The sequence below is a fragment of the Pseudomonas sp. LB3P93 genome (genome assembly GCF_054898025.1).
Map to the genome: position 1 here is coordinate 3,606,679 of NZ_CM142713.1, position 18,015 is coordinate 3,624,693.

Genomic DNA, 18,015 nt, shown 5'->3' on the forward strand with positions numbered 1-18,015 from the left:
GCTGGGCACCATGCCCCCGATGATCGTGAGCTGAAACCGGATTCCCTGTGGGAGATTCTATGTTGCAGGGGAACTCGGCTGGTATTCGCTCTGGTTTTTCATGAGTGCGAATGCCACCCGGCACAGCTTGCGGGCAAGAATGACCAAGGCCTGGGTTTTAGCCAAGCCTCTGGCCTAATAGGACTCGTAGTACGGTTTCAGCCTGCACTATCGCAAGCTCGACTACCCCAGCATCTGACTCAGCACCGCACGCAATTTGCCGGGTTTCACCGGTTTGTTCAGCAGCGGCGCGGCGAGTCGCTGCAACGAGCGTCGGCACTGGTCGGTGCGGTCAGCGGTGATGATCACCGCTGGAATCGCGTGATTGAAATGCTCGCGCAAATGCCGCACCACATCACAACCCACCACCCCGTGATCGAGGTGGTAGTCCGCGAGAATCAGCTCCGGCGCTCGGCCCTTCAAAGCTGCCAACGCTGAGTGCTCATCCGTGGCAATGACCACCTCGCAGCCCCACTGCCCGAGCAGCGCGCTCATGCTCTCAAGAATGCTCACTTCGTTGTCCAGCACCAGCAGGCGCCGGCCCGGCAACGGATTACCCGTGCCGGGTTGCGGCGCTGCCAGGCTGATCGGCAGCGGCACCTCATGGGAAATCGGCACGTCGATGCTGAACACCGAACCGCGTCCCGGCCGTGAATGAACCTGGATCCGGTAATTGAGGATCTTGGCGATCCGCTCAACGATGGCCAACCCCAGCCCCACGCCCTTGCGGTCAGCGGCGCGCCCGACATCCAGTTGGTTGAACTCCAGGAAGATCGAGTCCAGCCGATCCGCCGCGATCCCGCGCCCGGTGTCCCACACCTCCAGGCGCAGCATGTCGCCGCGCCGTCTGGCCCCCAGCAGAATGCTGCCCTCATCGGTATAACGACAGGCATTGCTGAGGAAGTTGCGCAGGATCCGAGTCATCAGGCGCAAGTCGGTATGAATGGCGTAATCGCCCATGTGCACCCGCAGGTTCAACCCGGCGGCCTCCGCCACCGACTGGAACTCCGAGACCAGCGGCGCGAGCAATTCGTCGAGGCGGTACAACGCGACGTCTGGTTTGACAGCGGCCTGATCGAGCCGGGAAATATCCAGCAGATCGGTGAGCAGATCTTCTGCCCCTTCCAACGCCTGGTGCGTGCGCTCCACCAACACCTGCTCGACATCCGGCAACTTGCGCTCGCGCAAGGTCGAGATCAGTAATCGGGCGGCATTGAGCGGCTGCAACAGGTCATGACTGGCGGCGGCGAGGTATTTGTCCTTGCTGCGGTTGGCGGACTCGGCGGCATCCCTGGCGTCGCGCAAGGCTTCTGCGATCTGTTTGCGCTGGGTGATCTGCTGTTGCAGGTTGCGGTTGGCTTCCAGCAATTCATCGGTGCGCGCAGTCACCCGCTGCTCCAGTTCGTCATTGAGTTGTTGCAGGCGTTGCTGGGCGAGTTTGCGCTCGGTGATGTCGGCGACAAAGCCCTCGACCAATCCTTCCTGATCGGGCTTGAGCAGCAGGTTCATCAACACATCAAGGCTGCTGCCGTCCTTGCGCCGCAACTGGGTTTCATAGCCGTGCAGACTGCCCTGATGCCGGAGGATTTCGCCGATGTTTTCCAGCTCCCCGGCACCACCGACAAACAGGTTGCTCGCCAAGTCCGCCAGCGAAAACAGCACCTCTTGCGGGTCCTGATAGCCGAGCATCCGTGCCAGCGCCGGGTTGGCGGCGCGCATGCCTTGCGTGAGGCTGGCCTGAAAGATCCCGTGCACGGCGTTTTCGAACAGCCACTTGTAGCGATTGCGCTCGGCTTCCAGCTCGTCCAGCCGTGCGGAGAGTTCCGGGTAATGGCTCTTGCGCGCCGAGTGGCTGCCTAATCCCAGTAGCCCGGCGAGCGCGCGTTGCTGCTCGTCAGAGGGCTTCGCCATAGACGACCTCGACATCACGCTGGCTGGATTCGCGCGGGTTGGTGAGGATGCACGGGTCGTGCATGGCGTGCTGCGACAGGAACGGAATGTCCGCGGTGCTGACCCCGTGCAAACCGAGGGTTTCATGGAAGCCGATCGCATGCTTCAGGGCGATCAGGTGTTCGACCAGGCGCCCGCAAATCTGCCGGTGATTGAGGCCACGGCAATCGATGCCGAAGGTCTCGGCGATCACCTTGAAGCGATCCGGCGCCGAGCTGTAGTTGAACGCCACCACGTGTTCCACCAGCACCGCGTTGCACAAGCCGTGGGGCAAATCGAGGAACCCACCGAGGCTGTGGGACATCGCGTGCACCGCACCGAGGATCGCATTGGAGAACGCCAGACCGGCCTGCATGCTGCCGAGCATGATTTTCTCGCGCAGGGCGATGTCCGTCGGGTTGGCGATCATCTGCACCAGGTTGCCGTTGATCAGGCGCATCGCTTCCAGCGCGTGCGGGTCGGTCAGCGGCCCGTGACCGGTGGAGACGAAGGCTTCGATGGCATGCACCAACGCATCGATGCCGGTACAGGCCGACAGGAACGGGTCCATGCTCAGGGTGGTTTCCGGGTCGATCAGCGACACGTCCGGCACCACGGCCTTGCTGACGATGGAGAACTTCATGCGTTCTTGCTGGTTGGAAATGATCACGAATTGCGAGACATCGGCCGAGGTGCCGGCGGTGGTCGGAATCAGGATCAACGGCGGGCTGGGCACGCGGATGGTGTCCACGCCTTCGAATTCAAGGATGTTGCGTCCGTGAGCGACGACGATGCCGATGCCTTTGCCGCAATCCATCGGGCTGCCACCGCCGACCGCGACGATCACATCGCAGTGGTTTTCCTTGTACAGCTCGGCGCCGAGCATGACTTCCTCGACCCGCGGGTTGGGCGAAACGTCGCTATACAAAAAGTAATCGATGCCCTGGGCTTGCAGGCTGGCTTCGACATCGGCAACCCACCCGGCGGCAATCACACCGGGGTCGCTGACCACCAGCACCTTGCGGGCACCAAAGGTCTTGGCACAGTTGCCGACGTTATGCCGGCAACCGGCACCGAAGATGATTTCAGGCGAAACGAATTTACGCAGCTGGCTGAGACTCTGGCTCATTGGAAAGCCTGTTTTTATTGTTCTGAAGGTAGAACCACACTAACCCATCCCGTCGCGAATGCAATCAGACCAATGGGTGGTGCCCCCCGGGATTTTGCATTCACCGCAGAACCCCTGTGGGAGCGGGCTTGCTCGCGAAAGCGGTGGGTTAGTCGACATCAATGTTGAATGTGATGCCGCCTTCGCGAGCAAGCCCGCTCCCACAGGGGTTCTGCGTGCAAAGGTCATCCGCGATAGATCAGCCGCGAAGCCTTCTCATTACGCAACGTCAGGTGTTCCATGCCCTGCCCCGGCGCATCCGCTTCGTCACGGGCCTTGAGGATCACCCCGTGGTGCGCTGACTTGCTGCACACCGGGTCGGCATTTTCGGCATCGCCGGTCAGCATGAACGCCTGGCAGCGGCACCCGCCCAGGTCCTTGTGCTTTTCATCGCAAGAGCGGCACGGTTCTTTCATCCAGTCATCGCCACGAAAGCGATTGAAGCCGAATGATTCGGTCCAGATGTGCGAGATGCTGTGCTCGCGCACGTTGGGAAACGCCACCGGTAACTGGCGGGCGCTGTGACACGGCAACGCCGTGCCGTCCGGGGTGATGTCGAGAAACAGATTGGCCCAGCCGTTCATGCAGGTCTTGGGGCGCTCTTCGTAGTAATCCGGGGTGACGAAGATCAGCTTGCAGGGACGGCCCTGGGCTTCAAGACGCTCGCGGTATTCGTTGGTGATGCGCTCAGCACGCTGCAATTGTTCGCGGGTCGGCAGCAGGCCGACGCGGTTGAGTTCGGCCCAGCCGTAGAACTGACACGTGGCCAGTTCAACGAAGTCTGCTTCCAGCTCCAGACACAGGTCGATGATCTGCGCGATCTGGTCGATGTTGTGCCGGTGGGTGACGAAGTTCAGCACCATCGGGTAACCCTGAGCCTTTACTGCACGGGCCATGGCGAGTTTCTGCGCGAAGGCTTTGCGCGAGCCGGCGAGCATGTTGTTGACCTGCTCGTCGGCGGCCTGAAAGCTGATCTGGATGTGATCCAGCCCGGCGACCTTGAAGTCGCGGACTTTCTGCTCGGTCAGGCCGATGCCCGAGGTGATCAGGTTGGTGTAGTAACCCATGTCCCGCGCGGCTTTGATCAGCTCGGCGAGGTCCTGGCGAACCAACGGCTCACCGCCGGAAAACCCCAGTTGCGCCGCACCCATCTCCCGCGCCTCGCGGAACACCCGAATCCACTCTTCGGTACTCAGCTCCTCACCTTGCTGGGCGAAATCCAGCGGGTTGGAGCAATACGGGCACTGCAACGGGCAGCGATACGTCAGCTCTGCCAGTAACCACAATGGCGGACCCGGTGGCTGTTCGATCAGGTTCAAAGGGCGATCCCCCGGTGCCAGACAGGTTCGGTGGTGACGGTGTGATACGGCGGGCGACCTAGCTCGTAGGCCATGCTCATCGCGTCGAGCATGCTCCACAGCACGTCGAGCTTGAATTGCAGAATCTCCAGCATGCGTTGCTGGCCTTCGACCGTGACGTAGTGCGCCAGGGTAATGCGCAGACCATGCTCGACATCGCGCCGCGCCTGGCTCAGGCGCGTGCGGAAATAGTCGTAACCGGCCGGGTCGATCCATGGGTAATGCGTGGGCCAGGCATCTAAACGGGACTGGTGGATCTGCGGCGCGAACAGCTCGGTGAGCGAACTGCTCGCGGCTTCCTGCCAACAGGCACGACGGGCGAAATTGACGTAGGCGTCCACGGCGAACCGTACGCCGGGTAGCACCAATTCCTGAGACAGGATTTGCTCACGGTCCAACCCCACCGCTTCGCCCAGACGCAGCCAGGCTTCGATGCCGCCCTCGCTGCCGGGGACGCCGTCGTGGTCGAGGATGCGTTGCAGCCATTCACGGCGCACGTCGCGGTCCGGGCAGTTGGCGAGGATCGCGGCATCCTTGAGCGGGATGTTCACCTGGTAATAGAAGCGATTGGCGACCCAGCCCTGAATCTGCTCGCGGGTGGCGCGGCCGGCGTACATGGCTTGGTGGAAGGGGTGGTGGATGTGGTAATAGGCGCCTTTGGCGCGCAGGGCGGCTTCGAATTCGCTGGGGGACATCGGGGTGTCGGTCATTGCGCGGCTCCGGGAAAACTGCTGTGTTTGGTCTGGCCTCATCGCTGGCAAGCCAGCTCCCACAGGTTTTTGTATACACCGCAGAACCCGGTGGGAGCTGGCTTGCCAGCGATGGGGCCAGCGGCTACAGCACAAGACTCATGCCATCAAAGGCCACCTCAATCCCCCGCCGCTCCAGCAACGCCCGCTCCGCCGAGTCTTCATCGAGGATCGGATTGGTGTTGTTAATGTGGATCAGCACCTTGCGCTGATGGGTAAACCCCTCCAGCACCTCAAGCATCCCGCCAGGACCACTTTGCGGCAGATGCCCCATTTCACTGCCGAGGCTCTGGCCGACTTCGCACACGCGCATCTCATCGTCGCGCCACAAGGTGCCGTCCAGCAGCAGGCAATCAGCGCGCTGCATCCAGCTCAAGACTTCGTCGTCGACTTGCCCAAGGCCCGGGGCATAGAACACGCTGGCGCCATTGCGCAGGTCTTCGATAAACAAACCGATGGTGTCGCCCGGCTGCGGATTGCCGCGATTGGGCGAGTACGGCGGTGCGTTGCTCACCAAGGGAATCGCGCGAAATTGCAGGTGCTCGCAGGCCGCGATGCTGAACGGTACACGGTCCAGCCCCACCGGTTGCCACCGCAACCCGCCGTTCCAGTGCTCGAGCATGGTGAACAAGGGAAAACCACTGCTCAGGTCTTGATGAACGCGTTCCGTGCACCAGACCGAATGCGGGCAACCTTCGCGCAGGCTCAACAGGCCGGTGCAATGGTCGATCTGGCTGTCCAGCAGCACCACCGCGGCGATTGCCGTATCGCGCAAGCGACGGGCCGGTTGCATCGCCGGGAAACTTTCAAGCTGCGCGCGAATGTCCGGTGAAGCATTGCACAGCACCCACTCCACTCCGTTGTCGCTCAGGGCAATCGACGACTGCGTGCGACGTTGCGCCCGCAGGCTGCCATTGCGCATTCCGGCGCATTGGCGGCAGTTGCAGTTCCATTGCGGGAAACCGCCACCAGCGGCGGAACCGAGAACGCGGATGTGCATGGGAGCCTCCAGAAGGCAGGCCCGGCCAACGCTGCGGCTGGCCGGGTGAACAATCAACGGTTGGCGAAATACATCGTCACTTCAAAACCAATACGCAGATCGGTAAACGCGGGTTTATTCCACATGGGTCAATCCTCTTCTTGTGCCGGGCAATTCCGGTAAAGCCATTAATGCACGGGGCGCGAGACGACCGAATGCTACTTTCGAACGAGGTGGCGGCGTGCGTTGGTAGGGGGTGTTAGAAGGCGTAGGCGTTACACAAAACAGTGTGGCGAGGGAGCTTGCTCCCGCTGGGTCGCGGAGCGACCCCATTCCCGACAACCCGGTGCATCAGGCACACCGGGGGTTCCGCGGGATTGCGACGGCTTCGCCGCCGAGCGGGAGCAAGCTCCCTCGCCACAGGTCCCCGTGTAGGGTTAGAAGAACCCCATCGGGTTGATGTCGTAGCTCACCAGCAGGTTTTTGGTCTGCTGGTAATGGTCGAGCATCATCTTGTGGTTTTCACGGCCGACACCGGACTTCTTGTAACCGCCGAACGCGGCATGAGCCGGGTACAGGTGGTAGCAGTTGGTCCAGACGCGTCCGGCCTTGATCGCCCGGCCCATGCGGTAGGCACGGTTGATGTCGCGAGTCCACAGGCCGGCGCCGAGGCCGAACTCGCTGTCGTTGGCAATCGCCAAGGCTTCGGCTTCGTCCTTGAACGTGGTGACGCCCACCACCGGCCCGAAGATTTCTTCCTGGAACACGCGCATTTTGTTGTGGCCCTTGAGCAGGGTCGGCTGGATGTAATAGCCGCTGGACAAGTCGCCCTCCAGACGCTCGGCCGCCCCGCCGGTGAGCAGCTCGGCACCCTCCTCCTGAGCGATTTTCAGGTACGAGAGGATCTTGTCGTATTGCTGCTCGGACGCCTGGGCGCCGACCATGGTTTCGGTGTCCAGTGGGTTGCCGCGCTTGATCTTGACGATCTTCTGCATCACCACTTTCATGAAGTCGTCGTAGATCGATTCCTGAACCAGCGCTCGCGATGGACAGGTGCAGACTTCACCCTGGTTAAAGAACGCCAGCACCAAACCTTCGGCGGCCTTCTCGATGAACTGCGGTTCGGCTTGCATGATGTCTTCGAAGAAGATGTTCGGCGACTTGCCGCCCAGCTCGACGGTGCTCGGAATGATGTTCTCGGCCGCGCATTTCATGATGTGCGCGCCAATCGGGGTGGAACCGGTGAAGGCAATCTTGGCGATGCGCTTGCTGGTGGCCAGCGCCTCACCGGCTTCGCGACCGAAACCCTGGACGATGTTTAGCACGCCGGCCGGCAGCAAGTCGGCGATCAGCTCGGCGAAGACCATGATCGACAGCGGCGTCTGCTCGGCGGGTTTGAGCACCACACAGTTACCGGCAGCCAGGGCCGGGGCGAGTTTCCACGCGGCCATCAGCAGCGGGAAGTTCCACGGAATGATCTGCCCTACCACGCCCAGCGGCTCGTGGAAGTGATAGGCGGTGGTCAGCTCGTTGATTTCGGCGGCGCCGCCCTCTTGGGCGCGGATGCAGCCGGCGAAATAGCGGAAATGGTCGGCGGCCAGTGGTACGTCGGCGTTCAGGGTTTCGCGCACGGCCTTGCCGTTGTCCCAGGTTTCGGTGACGGCGAGAATTTCCAGATTCTGTTCGATGCGGTCGGCGATTTTCAGCAGCACCAACGAGCGATCCTGAGCCGAGGTCTTGCCCCAGGCATCCGCTGCGGCATGGGCAGCGTCGAGGGCTTTTTCGATGTCGGCGGCGCTGGAGCGCGGGAATTCGGCGATTACTTCACCGGTGACCGGCGAGGTGTTGGTGAAGTACTCGCCATTGACCGGCGCAACGAACTCGCCGCCGATGAAATTGCCGTAGCGCGCTTTGAAGGAAACGACGGCGCCGGGTGTTCCAGGTTGTGCATAGATCATGGTGGGCCTCTGTCTGGGTCGATGCCTGTCGGGCAAACAGGCGATGAACCGATAGTAGAGAGCCCTGCGCGTCAGACGAATGCGCCGTTGGCAGGAGGACTCTCGTTATTTGGTAGTAGAAAACGCCTCGGTTCATGATCGTTCCCACGCTCTGCGTGGGAATGCAGCCAGGGACGCTCTGCGTCCCAGAGCGGACGCGGAGCGTCCGGTGAGGCATTCCTTTGCTGCGCGTGGGAACAATCAATAGAGGCGATCAGTGTTTGGCGACCAGGTCTTTCGGCAGCTTGAAGGTCCAGAGCATCCCGCCCTGGTTGAAGTCCTTGATGCGCTTGGCCACTTCGCCGCCCCACAGCGGTACGGCGCCGCCCCAACCGGAGAGCACCGAGACGTACTGCTCACCGTCCATTTCCCAGGTCACAGGGGAGCCAAGTACGCCGGAGCCGGTCTGGAATTCCCAGACTTTCTCGCCGGTCTTGGCATTGAATGCTTGCAGGAAACCTTCCGGCGTACCGGTGAATACCAGGTTGCCCTTGGTGGTCAGCACCCCGCCCCACAGCGGCGCGAAGTTCTTGTGACGCCAGACTTCCTTGCCGGTTTTCGGGTCGATGGCGCGCAGCACGCCGATGTAGTCTTCGTTCAACGGCTTGATGGTGAAGCCGGCACCGAGGAACGCCGCGCCTTTTTTGTAGGCGATGCCTTCGTTCCAGATGTCCATGCCCCACTCGTTGGACGGCACGTAGAACAGCCCGGTGTCCTTGCTGTAGGCCATCGGCATCCAGTTTTTCGCGCCAAGGAACGCCGGGGCTACGAACACCGAACTGCCTTTGGCTTCGGTGCCTGGCGCACCAGGTCGGCTGGCTTCGTTGTAGATCGGCCGCCCTTCCTTATCGAGGCCGGTGGCCCAGGTGATCTTGTCCACGAACGGGAAGCCGCGAATGAATTTGCCGTTGGTGCGGTCCAGCACGTAGAAAAAACCGTTACGGTCAGCCGTCGCAGCGGCTTTGATCTCTTTGCCGCCTTCGGTGTAGTTGAACGAGACCAGTTCGTTCACGCCGTCATAGTCCCAACCGTCGTGCGGCGTGCTCTGGAAGTGCCACTTGATGGTGCCGTCGTCCGGGTTCAGCGCCAGACGCGACGACGAGTAGAGGTTGTCGCCAGGACGCAGGTGCGAGTTCCACGGCGCCGGGTTGCCGGTGCCGAACAGCAGCAGATTGGTTTCCGGGTCGTAATACCCGCCGAGCCAAGGCGCTGCGCCGCCGGTTTTCCACAGATCGCCGGGCCAGGTCTTGCCGGCTTCACCGCCGGAGATGCCGTTCTCTACCGCTTTGCCGTCCTTGTAGGTGTACCCCATGTGGCCTTCGACGGTGGGCCGGGTCCACAGCAGGTCGCCGTTTTTCGGGTCGTAGGCTTCGATCTTGCCCACCACCCCGAACTCGCCACCGGCCACGCCGGTGATCAGTTTGCCGTTGATCACCAACGGCGCGGCGCTGATCGAATAGCCTTCCTTGTGGTCGGCGACTTTCTTGCTCCAGACGACTTTGCCGGTGTCCTTGTTCAGGGCTACGAGCTTGGCGTCGAGGGTGCCGAAAATCACCAGGTCGCCGTACAGCGCGACACCGCGGTTGATCACATCGCAGCAAGGACGGATGTCATCGGGCAGGCGCGCATCGTATTGCCAGAGCTTCTTGCCGGTGCGCGCATCCACCGCAAACACCCGCGAATAGGAACCGGTCATGTACATCACGCCGTCCTTGATCATCGGCTGTGCTTGCTGACCGCGCTGTTTTTCCCCGCCGAAGGAAAACGCCCAGACCGGACGCAGGTCCTTCACGTTGTTGACGTTGAGGGTGTCCAGCGGGCTGTAGCGCTGACCCTGGACGCCCAGACCGTTGGTGACGATCTGCTCCGGGTTCTTGGGGTCCTGGAGAATGTCTTGATCGGTGACGCCGGCCAGCGCGGAGCCGGACAACAGCATGGCACTGAGCAGCACACTTAGGACGAAGGGTTGGCGACGTGCGGGGTGGGTCATGACAGCTACCTCTGCGGTTTTTGTTATACCCGGGAAATTTTCCCGGTCTGGTGCAGATTCTTCGGCGCTGCCGCCCTTGGGACAATTGCCCGCAGTGCTGAGATTGCTAGTTCCTTAGTACCGGGTCCCTTGAGCGGATCGTTCCCACGCTCTGCGTGGGAATGCCTCAACGGACGCTCCGCGTTCGGCTCTGAATGGGACGCGGAGCGTCCCGGGCTGCATTCCCACGCGGAGCGTGGGAACGATCATTTCGTGTCCGCAGCGGAATCGACTCGGGTCATTTGTGTGCGCTCGTAGCGGGGATACAGATGGCTGACGCTGCGGATCAGCTCGTAGCGACTCAGGCTGATCCCGGCGAAACGTTCGGGAATCGGGCTGCGGATCATCTCGCCCATGTCGCTGCCATTGGCGGCGCCGTCGCGCATGAGCTGATCGAGCCAGCCGAGGTAGTCGCGCATTTGCTCGAACGGTTTCGTGTCCGTAGCCACCGGCCCATGACCGGGAACGATAAGCGTCCACGGCAAGCCCTGCAGGGTCGCAATGTCCGCCAGCCACACCGACAGCCCCGGACTGTTGGGCGTGGTCAGCGCCCGTTGATAAAACACCAGGTCCCCGGCAAACAGCACGCCGGTTTTCTGGTCGAGAACAGCCAGATCCGCGCCGGTGTGCCCACCCAGGCTCAGCAGGCGCAGATCGTGATTCCCAAAACTGTGTACGCCGGGCGTCAGCGTTTCGGTCGGCAGCAGCACCTCGGTGCCACGCATCCAGTCCCCCACCAGCCGATACATGTTTTCGGCCATGGCATCGCCCTGCTGATGCAACAGCTCGGTGGTGCCGGCCAACGCACCGATCGGCACGTCGCTGAAGGCCTGGTTGCCCAGCACATGGTCGGGATGGTGATGGGTCAGCAGCACCTGGATCACCGGTTTATCGGTGACCGTGGCAATGGCTTTGCGCATCGCTTCGCCGTAGCGTTTCGACGGCCCGGTGTCGATCACCACCACGCCACGTTCGGTGACGATGAACGCGGTATTGACGATGTTGCCGCCATTTACCTTGGCAAAATTATCTGTGCTGCCTTCCAGCAGCCAGGTGTCTTCGGCGATTTGCCGAAGTTTGAGTACGTAGTCGAGGTCGGCCAGGGCCGGCAGGCTCAGACTCATAAACAACAGCAGCATCCAGCGCATCACGCGCTCCTTGGGTCAGGGTATGGCCGCATCGAATTGATTGCCGCTGTTGTCGCGCAGCAACAGGCGCGTCTGCCCTGCCCCTTCGATGTCGAAGGCCAGGTTGGGGTTTTCGCTGACGGCGGGAAACAGCTCGAGTCGGGCCAGCAGCTGATCGTTTTGGTCCCGCAGCTCGGCATGGTTGATAAAGAATTCGGGGATGCCGCTGACCATGCCGTTGTCCATCGGGTGTGCCACTTGCAAGCGCACACGGCTGAACTCGCCACGGGGATAACGACCGCCCAGCACCTCGCCGATGTGGTCTTCCCAGCCCGGCTGCGTACGCACCACACTCGGTGCCGTGCAACCGCCGCCCGCCGCATCAATCAGGGTCGAGCCGACATGCCACAGCCCATCACGGGTCAGCACCGCCGCACGCAACGGCGTGGCTTGCTCGATACGGATACGGATCGACAGCCACGGCAAAACGCGATCCAGCGGTTCGAAGTCGACGATTTTCGGCAACGGATTGAGTTCAGCCCAGGCAAGGATTTTCACCACCTCGCCCTTGAACGCCCGGGCGTCGATTTCCAGCGGCACCTGCCGGGCGTCTTCGGCAAACGGCGGTGCCAGCAGCTTGACCCGGTCATCGAACACGAACGGTGCATCGCCGAGCATCTGCTTGTGGTAGAAGGCCCACATCACCGAGGGCACCGGGTCTTTGCCCGGCTCGATGTCGGCCGCGTGCACCGCCAAGGGTAACCAGCAGAGCAACAGACAACTCGCTCGCCAGTTCACTACTGATACATCTCGGGCACGTCATAGCGCAGGCCGTAATGACCATAAATGGTTTTGACCGCCCCCTCGCGAATCAAGGCCTCCAGCGCCTCTTCCACGGCATAGGCCAGTTGACGGTTGCTTTCATGCACCGCCATGCCGATCTCCCAGAGCTGCTTGCCCATGTTCGGGTAGGCGTTTTCCGCCAGCGCCACTTGTGGATCGTTGGCTTCGTGAACTTGCCAGTCGATCTCGCCACGCATCGCCATGACCGCGTCGACCTCACCGGCCTTCATCGCCGCGAAGGCTTGAGGCACACCGGGATAGTGATGGGTTTTGCCGGCGAGCATGCCGTTGAACACCGAGGTCAGGTAGAACGACGGCACGCTGTCGACTTCGACGCCGATCGGGTGATGTTCGAACACCGCGACGCTGCCCACTGATTCCAGACGGCGGCGATCATAAGCGACCTGCCACTGTTCGTTCTGGTACGGCCCGAACATCACCACATGGCCGTTTTCCAGCTCACCCAGTTCATTGCGTTTTTGCGCGTAATCGCGGTCGTAGGGTACGCGCATCATCAGGTCGGCCAATCGCAGATCGTGCAGCTGACTGGCACGCCAGATGTAATCGCGCAGGTCGTCATCAAGCTTCTCGCCGGCGGGTGCCCAGATCAAAGTCAGGTGCACGCCGAGGGCCTTGGCCAACGCCTCGGCGAGCTCGACATCCACCCCTCGGGCCTGGCCGGCGTCTTCGAAACTGTAGGGGGCGAAATCCTTGTAGACCGCCACTTTCAGCTCCCCGGCGGCGATCATTTCGTCATAGGTACGGACCTGCGCCTGCACTGCCTGGCAGCACAGCAACACAGCGCTGATCAACACAGCGAGCAGGCGCATGGGTTACTCCTCGACGTGGACGCTGTCCAGGTAAGTGCGCACGGCCCACAGGGCTTCCTGACTCAGGTAATCGGCCATCTTCGGCATGTAGACCCGACCGTCCCGCACGGCACCGTGGCGCACGCGTTCGACGAACCATTCATCACCCGCCTCAGCGACATCGAGCATGCGCAAATCGGGGGCGATGCCGCCGGATTTGGCTTCCAGACCATGACAGGCCGCGCAGTTCTGGTTGTACGCCGACGAGCCGATTTCCACGGCCTTATCGCGTTCCGCAGAGGTGCGATACGGGTTCACCGCTGCCCAACCATCGGCATCCACCTGCACGCCGGCGTCCTTGATCGGGGTCAGCCCGTTGGTTTCGATCGCCTGCGGCACCACGTTACCGTGGGCCCAGACGGAGCCTGCACTGATAAAACCGGCCAGCAGTCCGGCAACGAGCAAGGCGTTGCGTTTTGTTGTCATTGTTATGCCCTCGAGATTGCACGCAAAACCTCTTTGAAGAGGCTATGGCACCCATCTTAGGAACGGCTTCGCACAATCCCCATGCTGCTTTGGTGGCCGCCGTCTAGTCCCTTGGTAGTAGGGCTTGTGGCGCACACCCAAATCAGGTGCCGTTCGGGAAGTCTTCCCGGCAGACTTCGTCGATTCCATCCCGCGAATTGACCACGACTGATCGTTCCCACGCTCTGCGTGGGAATGCAGCCCGGGACGCTCCGCGTCCCTTCCAGAGCCGAACGCGGAGCGTCCGCTGATGCATTCCCACGCAGACGGTTCGACGCCTCGACGTGGGAACGATCATCCGCAAACCCAGAAATTGATCCGCCACAGGGCCGACACGCCTAGCGCCCCGCAGGCGCGGGCAAGACCGACAACGGCCCGGGACGCGGGCCATGGAGCTTGTCGACGCCGATCAGGGTCAGGATCAACAGCAACGGCAGGAGCAGCGCCTTGAGAATTCGCATGGTCGATCTCCTCCAATGTGATGGCCGTTACAGCCCATGCTAAAACCGCGCCGTCCCGGGCGAGCTACTACCTTGGTACTGCCTGACTGGTACTTTCTGCATATTTCATTCTGCCGCGCAGGCTTCCTATGCTGGCGCTACCTGTAATGGAGTGCCTTTATGCGCCAGCTTGCCCCTTACGCCCTGATCTACCTGCTGGCGATTGCCTGCGCCTCCGGGCTGGCGACTCAGAGCCAGGCCGCAGACGCGCCGTTGCAGGTGCAGATCGGCTACCTGGGCTATCGACCCGACCCCGGCCCGCTGCTTTCGAACGTCATTCCCGAACCGGTCGATGCCGGACTTCGCGGCGCTGAATTGGCGATCACCGACAGCAACAGTACCGGGCGTTTTCTCAGCCAGAGTTACAGCCTGGTCAACGTCAATGCCGACAGCCCGGAGGCCCTGATCGAAGCGGCCAAGGCCCAGCATGCACAGGGTCTGCGCCTGTTTGTGGTGAATGCACCGGTGGAGAGTCTGCGCCGGCTCAGCGCCGTGCTGCCCGACAGCTTGCTGTTCAACGCCGGCAGCCCGGATGACAGTTTGCGCACCACCGATTGCCTGCCGAACGTGCTGCACAGTTTGCCGAGCCGGGCGATGCTCGCCGATGCCCTGGCGCAGTTTCTGGTGGTGCGTAAATGGCAACGGGCGCTGCTGATCGTCGGCCCGACCCCGGACGATCAGGCCTATGCCGCCGCCCTGCGCCGCGCCGCCAAACGCTTCGGCTTGAAGCTGGTGGCGGAAAAAGCCTGGAGCTTCGATAACGACCAACGTCGTAGCGCCCAGGCCGACATGCCGCTGTTCACCCAGACTGCCGAGTACGACGTGGTGCTGGTCGCCGATGAACGCGGTGATTTCGGCGAATACGTGCCGTACCAGACCTGGTACCCACGGCCGGTCGCCGGCACCCAGGGCCTGACCCCGGTGGGCTGGCACAAAACCGTGGAAACCTACGGCGCCGCCCAATTGCAGAAGCGCTTCGAAGCCCTGGCCGGGCGCTGGATGAATGACCGTGATTTCGCCGCCTGGATCGCCGTGCGCAGCATCGCCAGTGCGGTGAGCAAACTGCGTCAGGTCGATCCGATGGCGATCCGTGCGCTGGAAATCAGCGATCAATTGCCGCTGGATGGCTTCAAGGGTCGCAAGCTCAGTTATCGCCCGTGGAACGGCCAGTTGCGCCAACCGATTCCTATCGTCCAACCCCGAGCGCTGGTCAGCACCTCGCCGCAGGACGGTTTCCTGCACCCCTTCAACGAAATGGACAGCCTCGGCTACGACAAGCCCGAGGTCACTTGCAGCTTTCCCTGATATCGCCTCCAGACAACGACAACAAAAAAAGGAATCCGCCATGCGCCGCCCCCTGCTTTGCCGCTCCCTACTTTTCTGGGCCCTGCTGCTCGCCGCCGGGCACGCCGCGGCCAGCACCGCCTGGGTCTCCAACGAAAAAGACAACAGCCTGAGCCTGATCGACCTGCAGACCCTGCAAGTTACCGACACCCTGCCCGTCGGTCAGCGCCCGCGCGGCTTGCTGCTGTCCCACGACAACAAGCTGCTGTACATCTGCGCCAGCGACTCGGACCGGGTCCAGGTGATGGACGTCGCCACGCGCAAGATCATCAAGGAACTGCCCTCGGGCAAAGATCCCGAGCAGTTCGCCCTGCACCCCAATAATCGCTGGCTATACGTTTCCAACGAAGACGATGCGCTGGTGACGGTGATCGACACCGAAACCTCCAAGGTGCTGAGCCAGATCAGCGTCGGCGTGGAACCCGAAGGCATGGCCGTCAGCCCCGATGGCAAGTGGGCGGTGAACACCAGCGAAACCACGAACATGCTGCACTGGATCGACACCAGCACCCAGACCCTGGCCGACAGCACCCTGGTCGATCAGCGGCCGCGTTTCGTCGAGTTCGCGCCGGATGGTTCCAAGCTCTGGGCCTCGGCGGAAATCGGCGGCACGGTGACCATTCTCGACGTCGCCACCCGACAGGTCCTCAAGACCCTGACCTTCCAGATCAAGGGCGTGCACCCGGACAAGGTCCAGCCGGTGGGGATCAAGCTCAGCGCCGATGGCAAGTACGGTTTCGTCGCCCTCGGTCCGGCCAACCATGTGGCGGTGGTCGATGCCAAGACCTTTGAAGTGCTTGATTACCTGCTGGTCGGCCGGCGCGTCTGGCAAATGTCATTTACCCCGGATCAGAAGCAGCTGCTGGCCACCAACGGCGTCAGCGGCGATGTGTCGGTGATTGATGTCGACAGCCTCAAGGTCACCAAGTCGGTGAAGGTCGGGCGCTATCCGTGGGGCGTGGTGGTGACGCCATGAACGCACTGGAAGTCAGCGAGCTGAGTTTTTCCTATGGTGCGCGGGAGGCATTGCGGCAGGTGAGTTTCAGCCTGGCGCCGGGGCGATTTGCAGCGTTGCTGGGGCCGAATGGTGCGGGGAAATCGACGCTGATTGCGTTGTTGACCCGGCTCTATGATGTGCAGCGTGGTGACATCAGGGTCGGTGGTTGTTCGTTGCGTAATGCGGCGCGCCCGGCACTCAAGCAACTGGGCGTGGTGTTTCAGCAAAGCACGCTGGACCTGGACCTCAGCATCGAGCAGAACCTGCGCTATCACGCCGCGCTGCACGGCATGTCCCGGCGCCAGACCGGCCTGCGAGTCGACGCCGAACTGGCGCGCCAGGCCTTGACCGAACGCCGTCGCGAGCGGGTGCGCGAACTCAATGGCGGTCACCGTCGCCGGGTGGAAATCGCCCGCGCCTTGCTGCATGAGCCACGGCTGTTGCTGCTCGACGAGGCCAGCGTCGGCCTCGACCCGGCCAGCCGCCTGGCGCTCAATCAACACATTCGCGGTCTGTGCCGCGAGCAGAACATCAGCGTGCTCTGGACTACCCATTTGCTGGATGAAGTGCAGCCGAGTGACGACTTGCTGATTCTCCATCAGGGACGCCTGGTCGCCAGCGGGCAAGCTGATGCCTTGAGCCAGGAACATGGCGGCGACCTTGGTTCGGCCTTCTCCCGTCTGACCACATCAGGAGCCGCCCAATGACTGCTTATTGGCAATGTTTCAGCGGCATCGTGCTGCGCGAATGGCTGCGCTTTGTGCTGCAACGCACGCGGTTTCTCAGTGCGCTGGTGCGCCCGCTGCTGTGGTTGCTGGTGTTCGCGGCCGGGTTTCGCGCGGCCCTCGGGATCGCGATCATCGAGCCCTACGACACTTACATTCCCTATGAGGTCTACATCATCCCGGGACTGGCCTGCATGATCCTGCTGTTCAACGGCATGCAAGGTTCGCTGTCGATGGTCTACGACCGGGAGATGGGTAGCATGCGCGTGCTGCTGACCAGTCCCCTGCCCCGGACTTTCCTGTTGTGCAGCAAACTGTTGGCCACTTCGCTGATTTCGCTGTTGCAGGTGTACGCCTTTCTGGCGATTGCCTGGGTGTATGGCGTGCAGCCGCCGGCCATGGGTTTGTTGATCGCCTTACCGGCGTTGTTGCTGGTGGCGTTGATGCTCAGCGCGTTGGGCCTGCTGCTGTCCAATGCGATCCGCCAGCTGGAGAACTTTGCCGGGGTGATGAATTTCGTGATTTTCCCGCTGTTCTTCCTGTCGTCGGCGTTGTATCCGCTGTGGAAGATGCGCGAGTCCAGCGAGTGGTTGTACTGGCTGTGCGCGTTGAACCCGTTTACCCATGCGGTGGAGTTGGTGCGGTTTGCCTTGTATGAGCGCTTCAATCCGCTGGCACTGGCAGTGTGCGCCGGGCTGACCCTGGTATTCGCCCTTCTGGCCGTACTCACCTTCAACCCGCAACACGCCGCCCTGCGTAAAACCAGCTAACACCCCTGTGACCCTGATCGTTCCCACGCTCTGCGTGGGAATGCCTCACCGGACGCTCCGCGTCCGCTTTGGGACGCGGAGCGTCCCGGGCTGCATTCCCACGCGGAGCGTGGGAACGATCAATTCA

Annotated in this window: 17 protein-coding genes and 1 pseudogene; 4 read left to right on the forward strand and 14 right to left on the reverse strand. The window is 62.0% G+C overall.

All coding sequences use genetic code 11. The features are described from left to right. Nucleotides 1-57 precede the first annotated feature (57 nt). From ACYZT8_RS16215 to ACYZT8_RS16280, 14 genes and pseudogenes are all read right to left on the reverse strand, one after another. A pseudogene (locus ACYZT8_RS16215) lies at nt 58-198 on the reverse strand (IS110 family transposase); the annotation flags it as partial. Between the two features lie 24 nt (nt 199-222). Beyond that, nucleotides 223-1,950: a PAS domain-containing hybrid sensor histidine kinase/response regulator gene (locus tag ACYZT8_RS16220; protein WP_461974147.1), complete on the reverse strand. Its 1,728-nt coding sequence runs from the start codon at nt 1,948-1,950 to the stop codon at nt 223-225. Then, complete coding sequence (gene ercA, locus ACYZT8_RS16225) at nt 1,934-3,097, reverse strand: alcohol dehydrogenase-like regulatory protein ErcA (protein ID WP_461954414.1); 1,164 nt, start codon at nt 3,095-3,097, stop codon at nt 1,934-1,936. Before ercA ends, ACYZT8_RS16220 begins: the two co-directional genes overlap by 17 nt. A gap of 224 nt (nt 3,098-3,321) precedes the next feature. After that, nucleotides 3,322-4,455 (reverse strand): pyrroloquinoline quinone biosynthesis protein PqqE, encoded by a 1,134-nt coding sequence (gene pqqE, locus ACYZT8_RS16230; protein WP_461974149.1) that lies wholly within the window; start codon nt 4,453-4,455, stop codon nt 3,322-3,324. After that, the gene (pqqC, locus tag ACYZT8_RS16235) at nt 4,452-5,204 is read right to left on the reverse strand and encodes a pyrroloquinoline-quinone synthase PqqC (protein WP_461974151.1); all 753 of its coding nucleotides are present in this window, start codon (nt 5,202-5,204) and stop codon (nt 4,452-4,454) included. The genes pqqE and pqqC overlap by 4 nt, the downstream gene beginning before the upstream one ends. A 124-nt stretch (nt 5,205-5,328) precedes the next feature. After that, entirely contained in the window at nt 5,329-6,243 is a 915-nt protein-coding gene (gene pqqB / locus ACYZT8_RS16240) for a pyrroloquinoline quinone biosynthesis protein PqqB (RefSeq protein WP_461974153.1), read from the reverse strand. A 53-nt stretch (nt 6,244-6,296) separates the two neighbouring features. Beyond that, nucleotides 6,297-6,368 carry a pyrroloquinoline quinone precursor peptide PqqA gene (pqqA, locus tag ACYZT8_RS16245; RefSeq protein ID WP_010455123.1) on the reverse strand — a complete coding sequence of 24 codons (72 nt, stop codon included), beginning with the start codon at nt 6,366-6,368 and terminating at the stop codon, nt 6,297-6,299. Nucleotides 6,369-6,659: 291 nt separating this feature from the next. Next, nucleotides 6,660-8,180, reverse strand: a complete 1,521-nt coding sequence (exaC, locus tag ACYZT8_RS16250) for an acetaldehyde dehydrogenase ExaC (RefSeq protein WP_461974155.1) — start codon at nt 8,178-8,180, stop codon at nt 6,660-6,662. 253 nt (nt 8,181-8,433) lie between these two features. After that, the gene (locus tag ACYZT8_RS16255; RefSeq protein ID WP_461974157.1) at nt 8,434-10,209 is read right to left on the reverse strand and encodes a PQQ-dependent methanol/ethanol family dehydrogenase; all 1,776 of its coding nucleotides are present in this window, start codon (nt 10,207-10,209) and stop codon (nt 8,434-8,436) included. A 245-nt stretch (nt 10,210-10,454) separates the two neighbouring features. Continuing rightward, a complete protein-coding gene (locus tag ACYZT8_RS16260) occupies nt 10,455-11,396 on the reverse strand; it encodes a quinoprotein relay system zinc metallohydrolase 1 (protein WP_461974159.1) in 942 nt (313 codons plus the stop codon). 15 nt (nt 11,397-11,411) lie between these two features. After that, a complete protein-coding gene (locus ACYZT8_RS16265) occupies nt 11,412-12,173 on the reverse strand; it encodes a quinoprotein dehydrogenase-associated SoxYZ-like carrier (protein WP_461974161.1) in 762 nt (253 codons plus the stop codon). Next, nucleotides 12,173-13,048 carry a substrate-binding periplasmic protein gene (locus tag ACYZT8_RS16270; protein ID WP_461974163.1) on the reverse strand — a complete coding sequence of 292 codons (876 nt, stop codon included), beginning with the start codon at nt 13,046-13,048 and terminating at the stop codon, nt 12,173-12,175. The genes ACYZT8_RS16265 and ACYZT8_RS16270 overlap by 1 nt, the downstream gene beginning before the upstream one ends. Nucleotides 13,049-13,051: 3 nt before the next feature. Next, the gene (gene pedF / locus ACYZT8_RS16275; RefSeq protein WP_461974165.1) at nt 13,052-13,513 is read right to left on the reverse strand and encodes a cytochrome c-550 PedF; all 462 of its coding nucleotides are present in this window, start codon (nt 13,511-13,513) and stop codon (nt 13,052-13,054) included. Nucleotides 13,514-13,890: 377 nt separating this feature from the next. After that, the gene (locus tag ACYZT8_RS16280; protein WP_461974167.1) at nt 13,891-14,013 is read right to left on the reverse strand and encodes a hypothetical protein; all 123 of its coding nucleotides are present in this window, start codon (nt 14,011-14,013) and stop codon (nt 13,891-13,893) included. 159 nt (nt 14,014-14,172) lie between these two features. On the opposite strand from ACYZT8_RS16280, the gene ACYZT8_RS16285 reads away from it, so the two are divergent. Genes ACYZT8_RS16285 through ACYZT8_RS16300 form a run of 4 tightly spaced genes read left to right on the forward strand, consistent with a single transcriptional unit; the run spans nt 14,173 to nt 17,888 of the window. Further along, nucleotides 14,173-15,357 carry an ABC transporter substrate-binding protein gene (locus ACYZT8_RS16285; protein ID WP_461974168.1) on the forward strand — a complete coding sequence of 395 codons (1,185 nt, stop codon included), beginning with the start codon at nt 14,173-14,175 and terminating at the stop codon, nt 15,355-15,357. A gap of 40 nt (nt 15,358-15,397) precedes the next feature. Then, nucleotides 15,398-16,372, forward strand: a complete 975-nt coding sequence (locus ACYZT8_RS16290) for a YVTN family beta-propeller repeat protein (protein WP_461974170.1) — start codon at nt 15,398-15,400, stop codon at nt 16,370-16,372. Then, nucleotides 16,369-17,100 (forward strand): ABC transporter ATP-binding protein, encoded by a 732-nt coding sequence (locus tag ACYZT8_RS16295; RefSeq protein WP_461974172.1) that lies wholly within the window; start codon nt 16,369-16,371, stop codon nt 17,098-17,100. Before ACYZT8_RS16290 ends, ACYZT8_RS16295 begins: the two co-directional genes overlap by 4 nt. After that, the gene (locus tag ACYZT8_RS16300; RefSeq protein ID WP_461974174.1) at nt 17,097-17,888 is read left to right on the forward strand and encodes an ABC transporter permease; all 792 of its coding nucleotides are present in this window, start codon (nt 17,097-17,099) and stop codon (nt 17,886-17,888) included. Before ACYZT8_RS16295 ends, ACYZT8_RS16300 begins: the two co-directional genes overlap by 4 nt. Nucleotides 17,889-18,015: the final 127 nt, after the last annotated feature.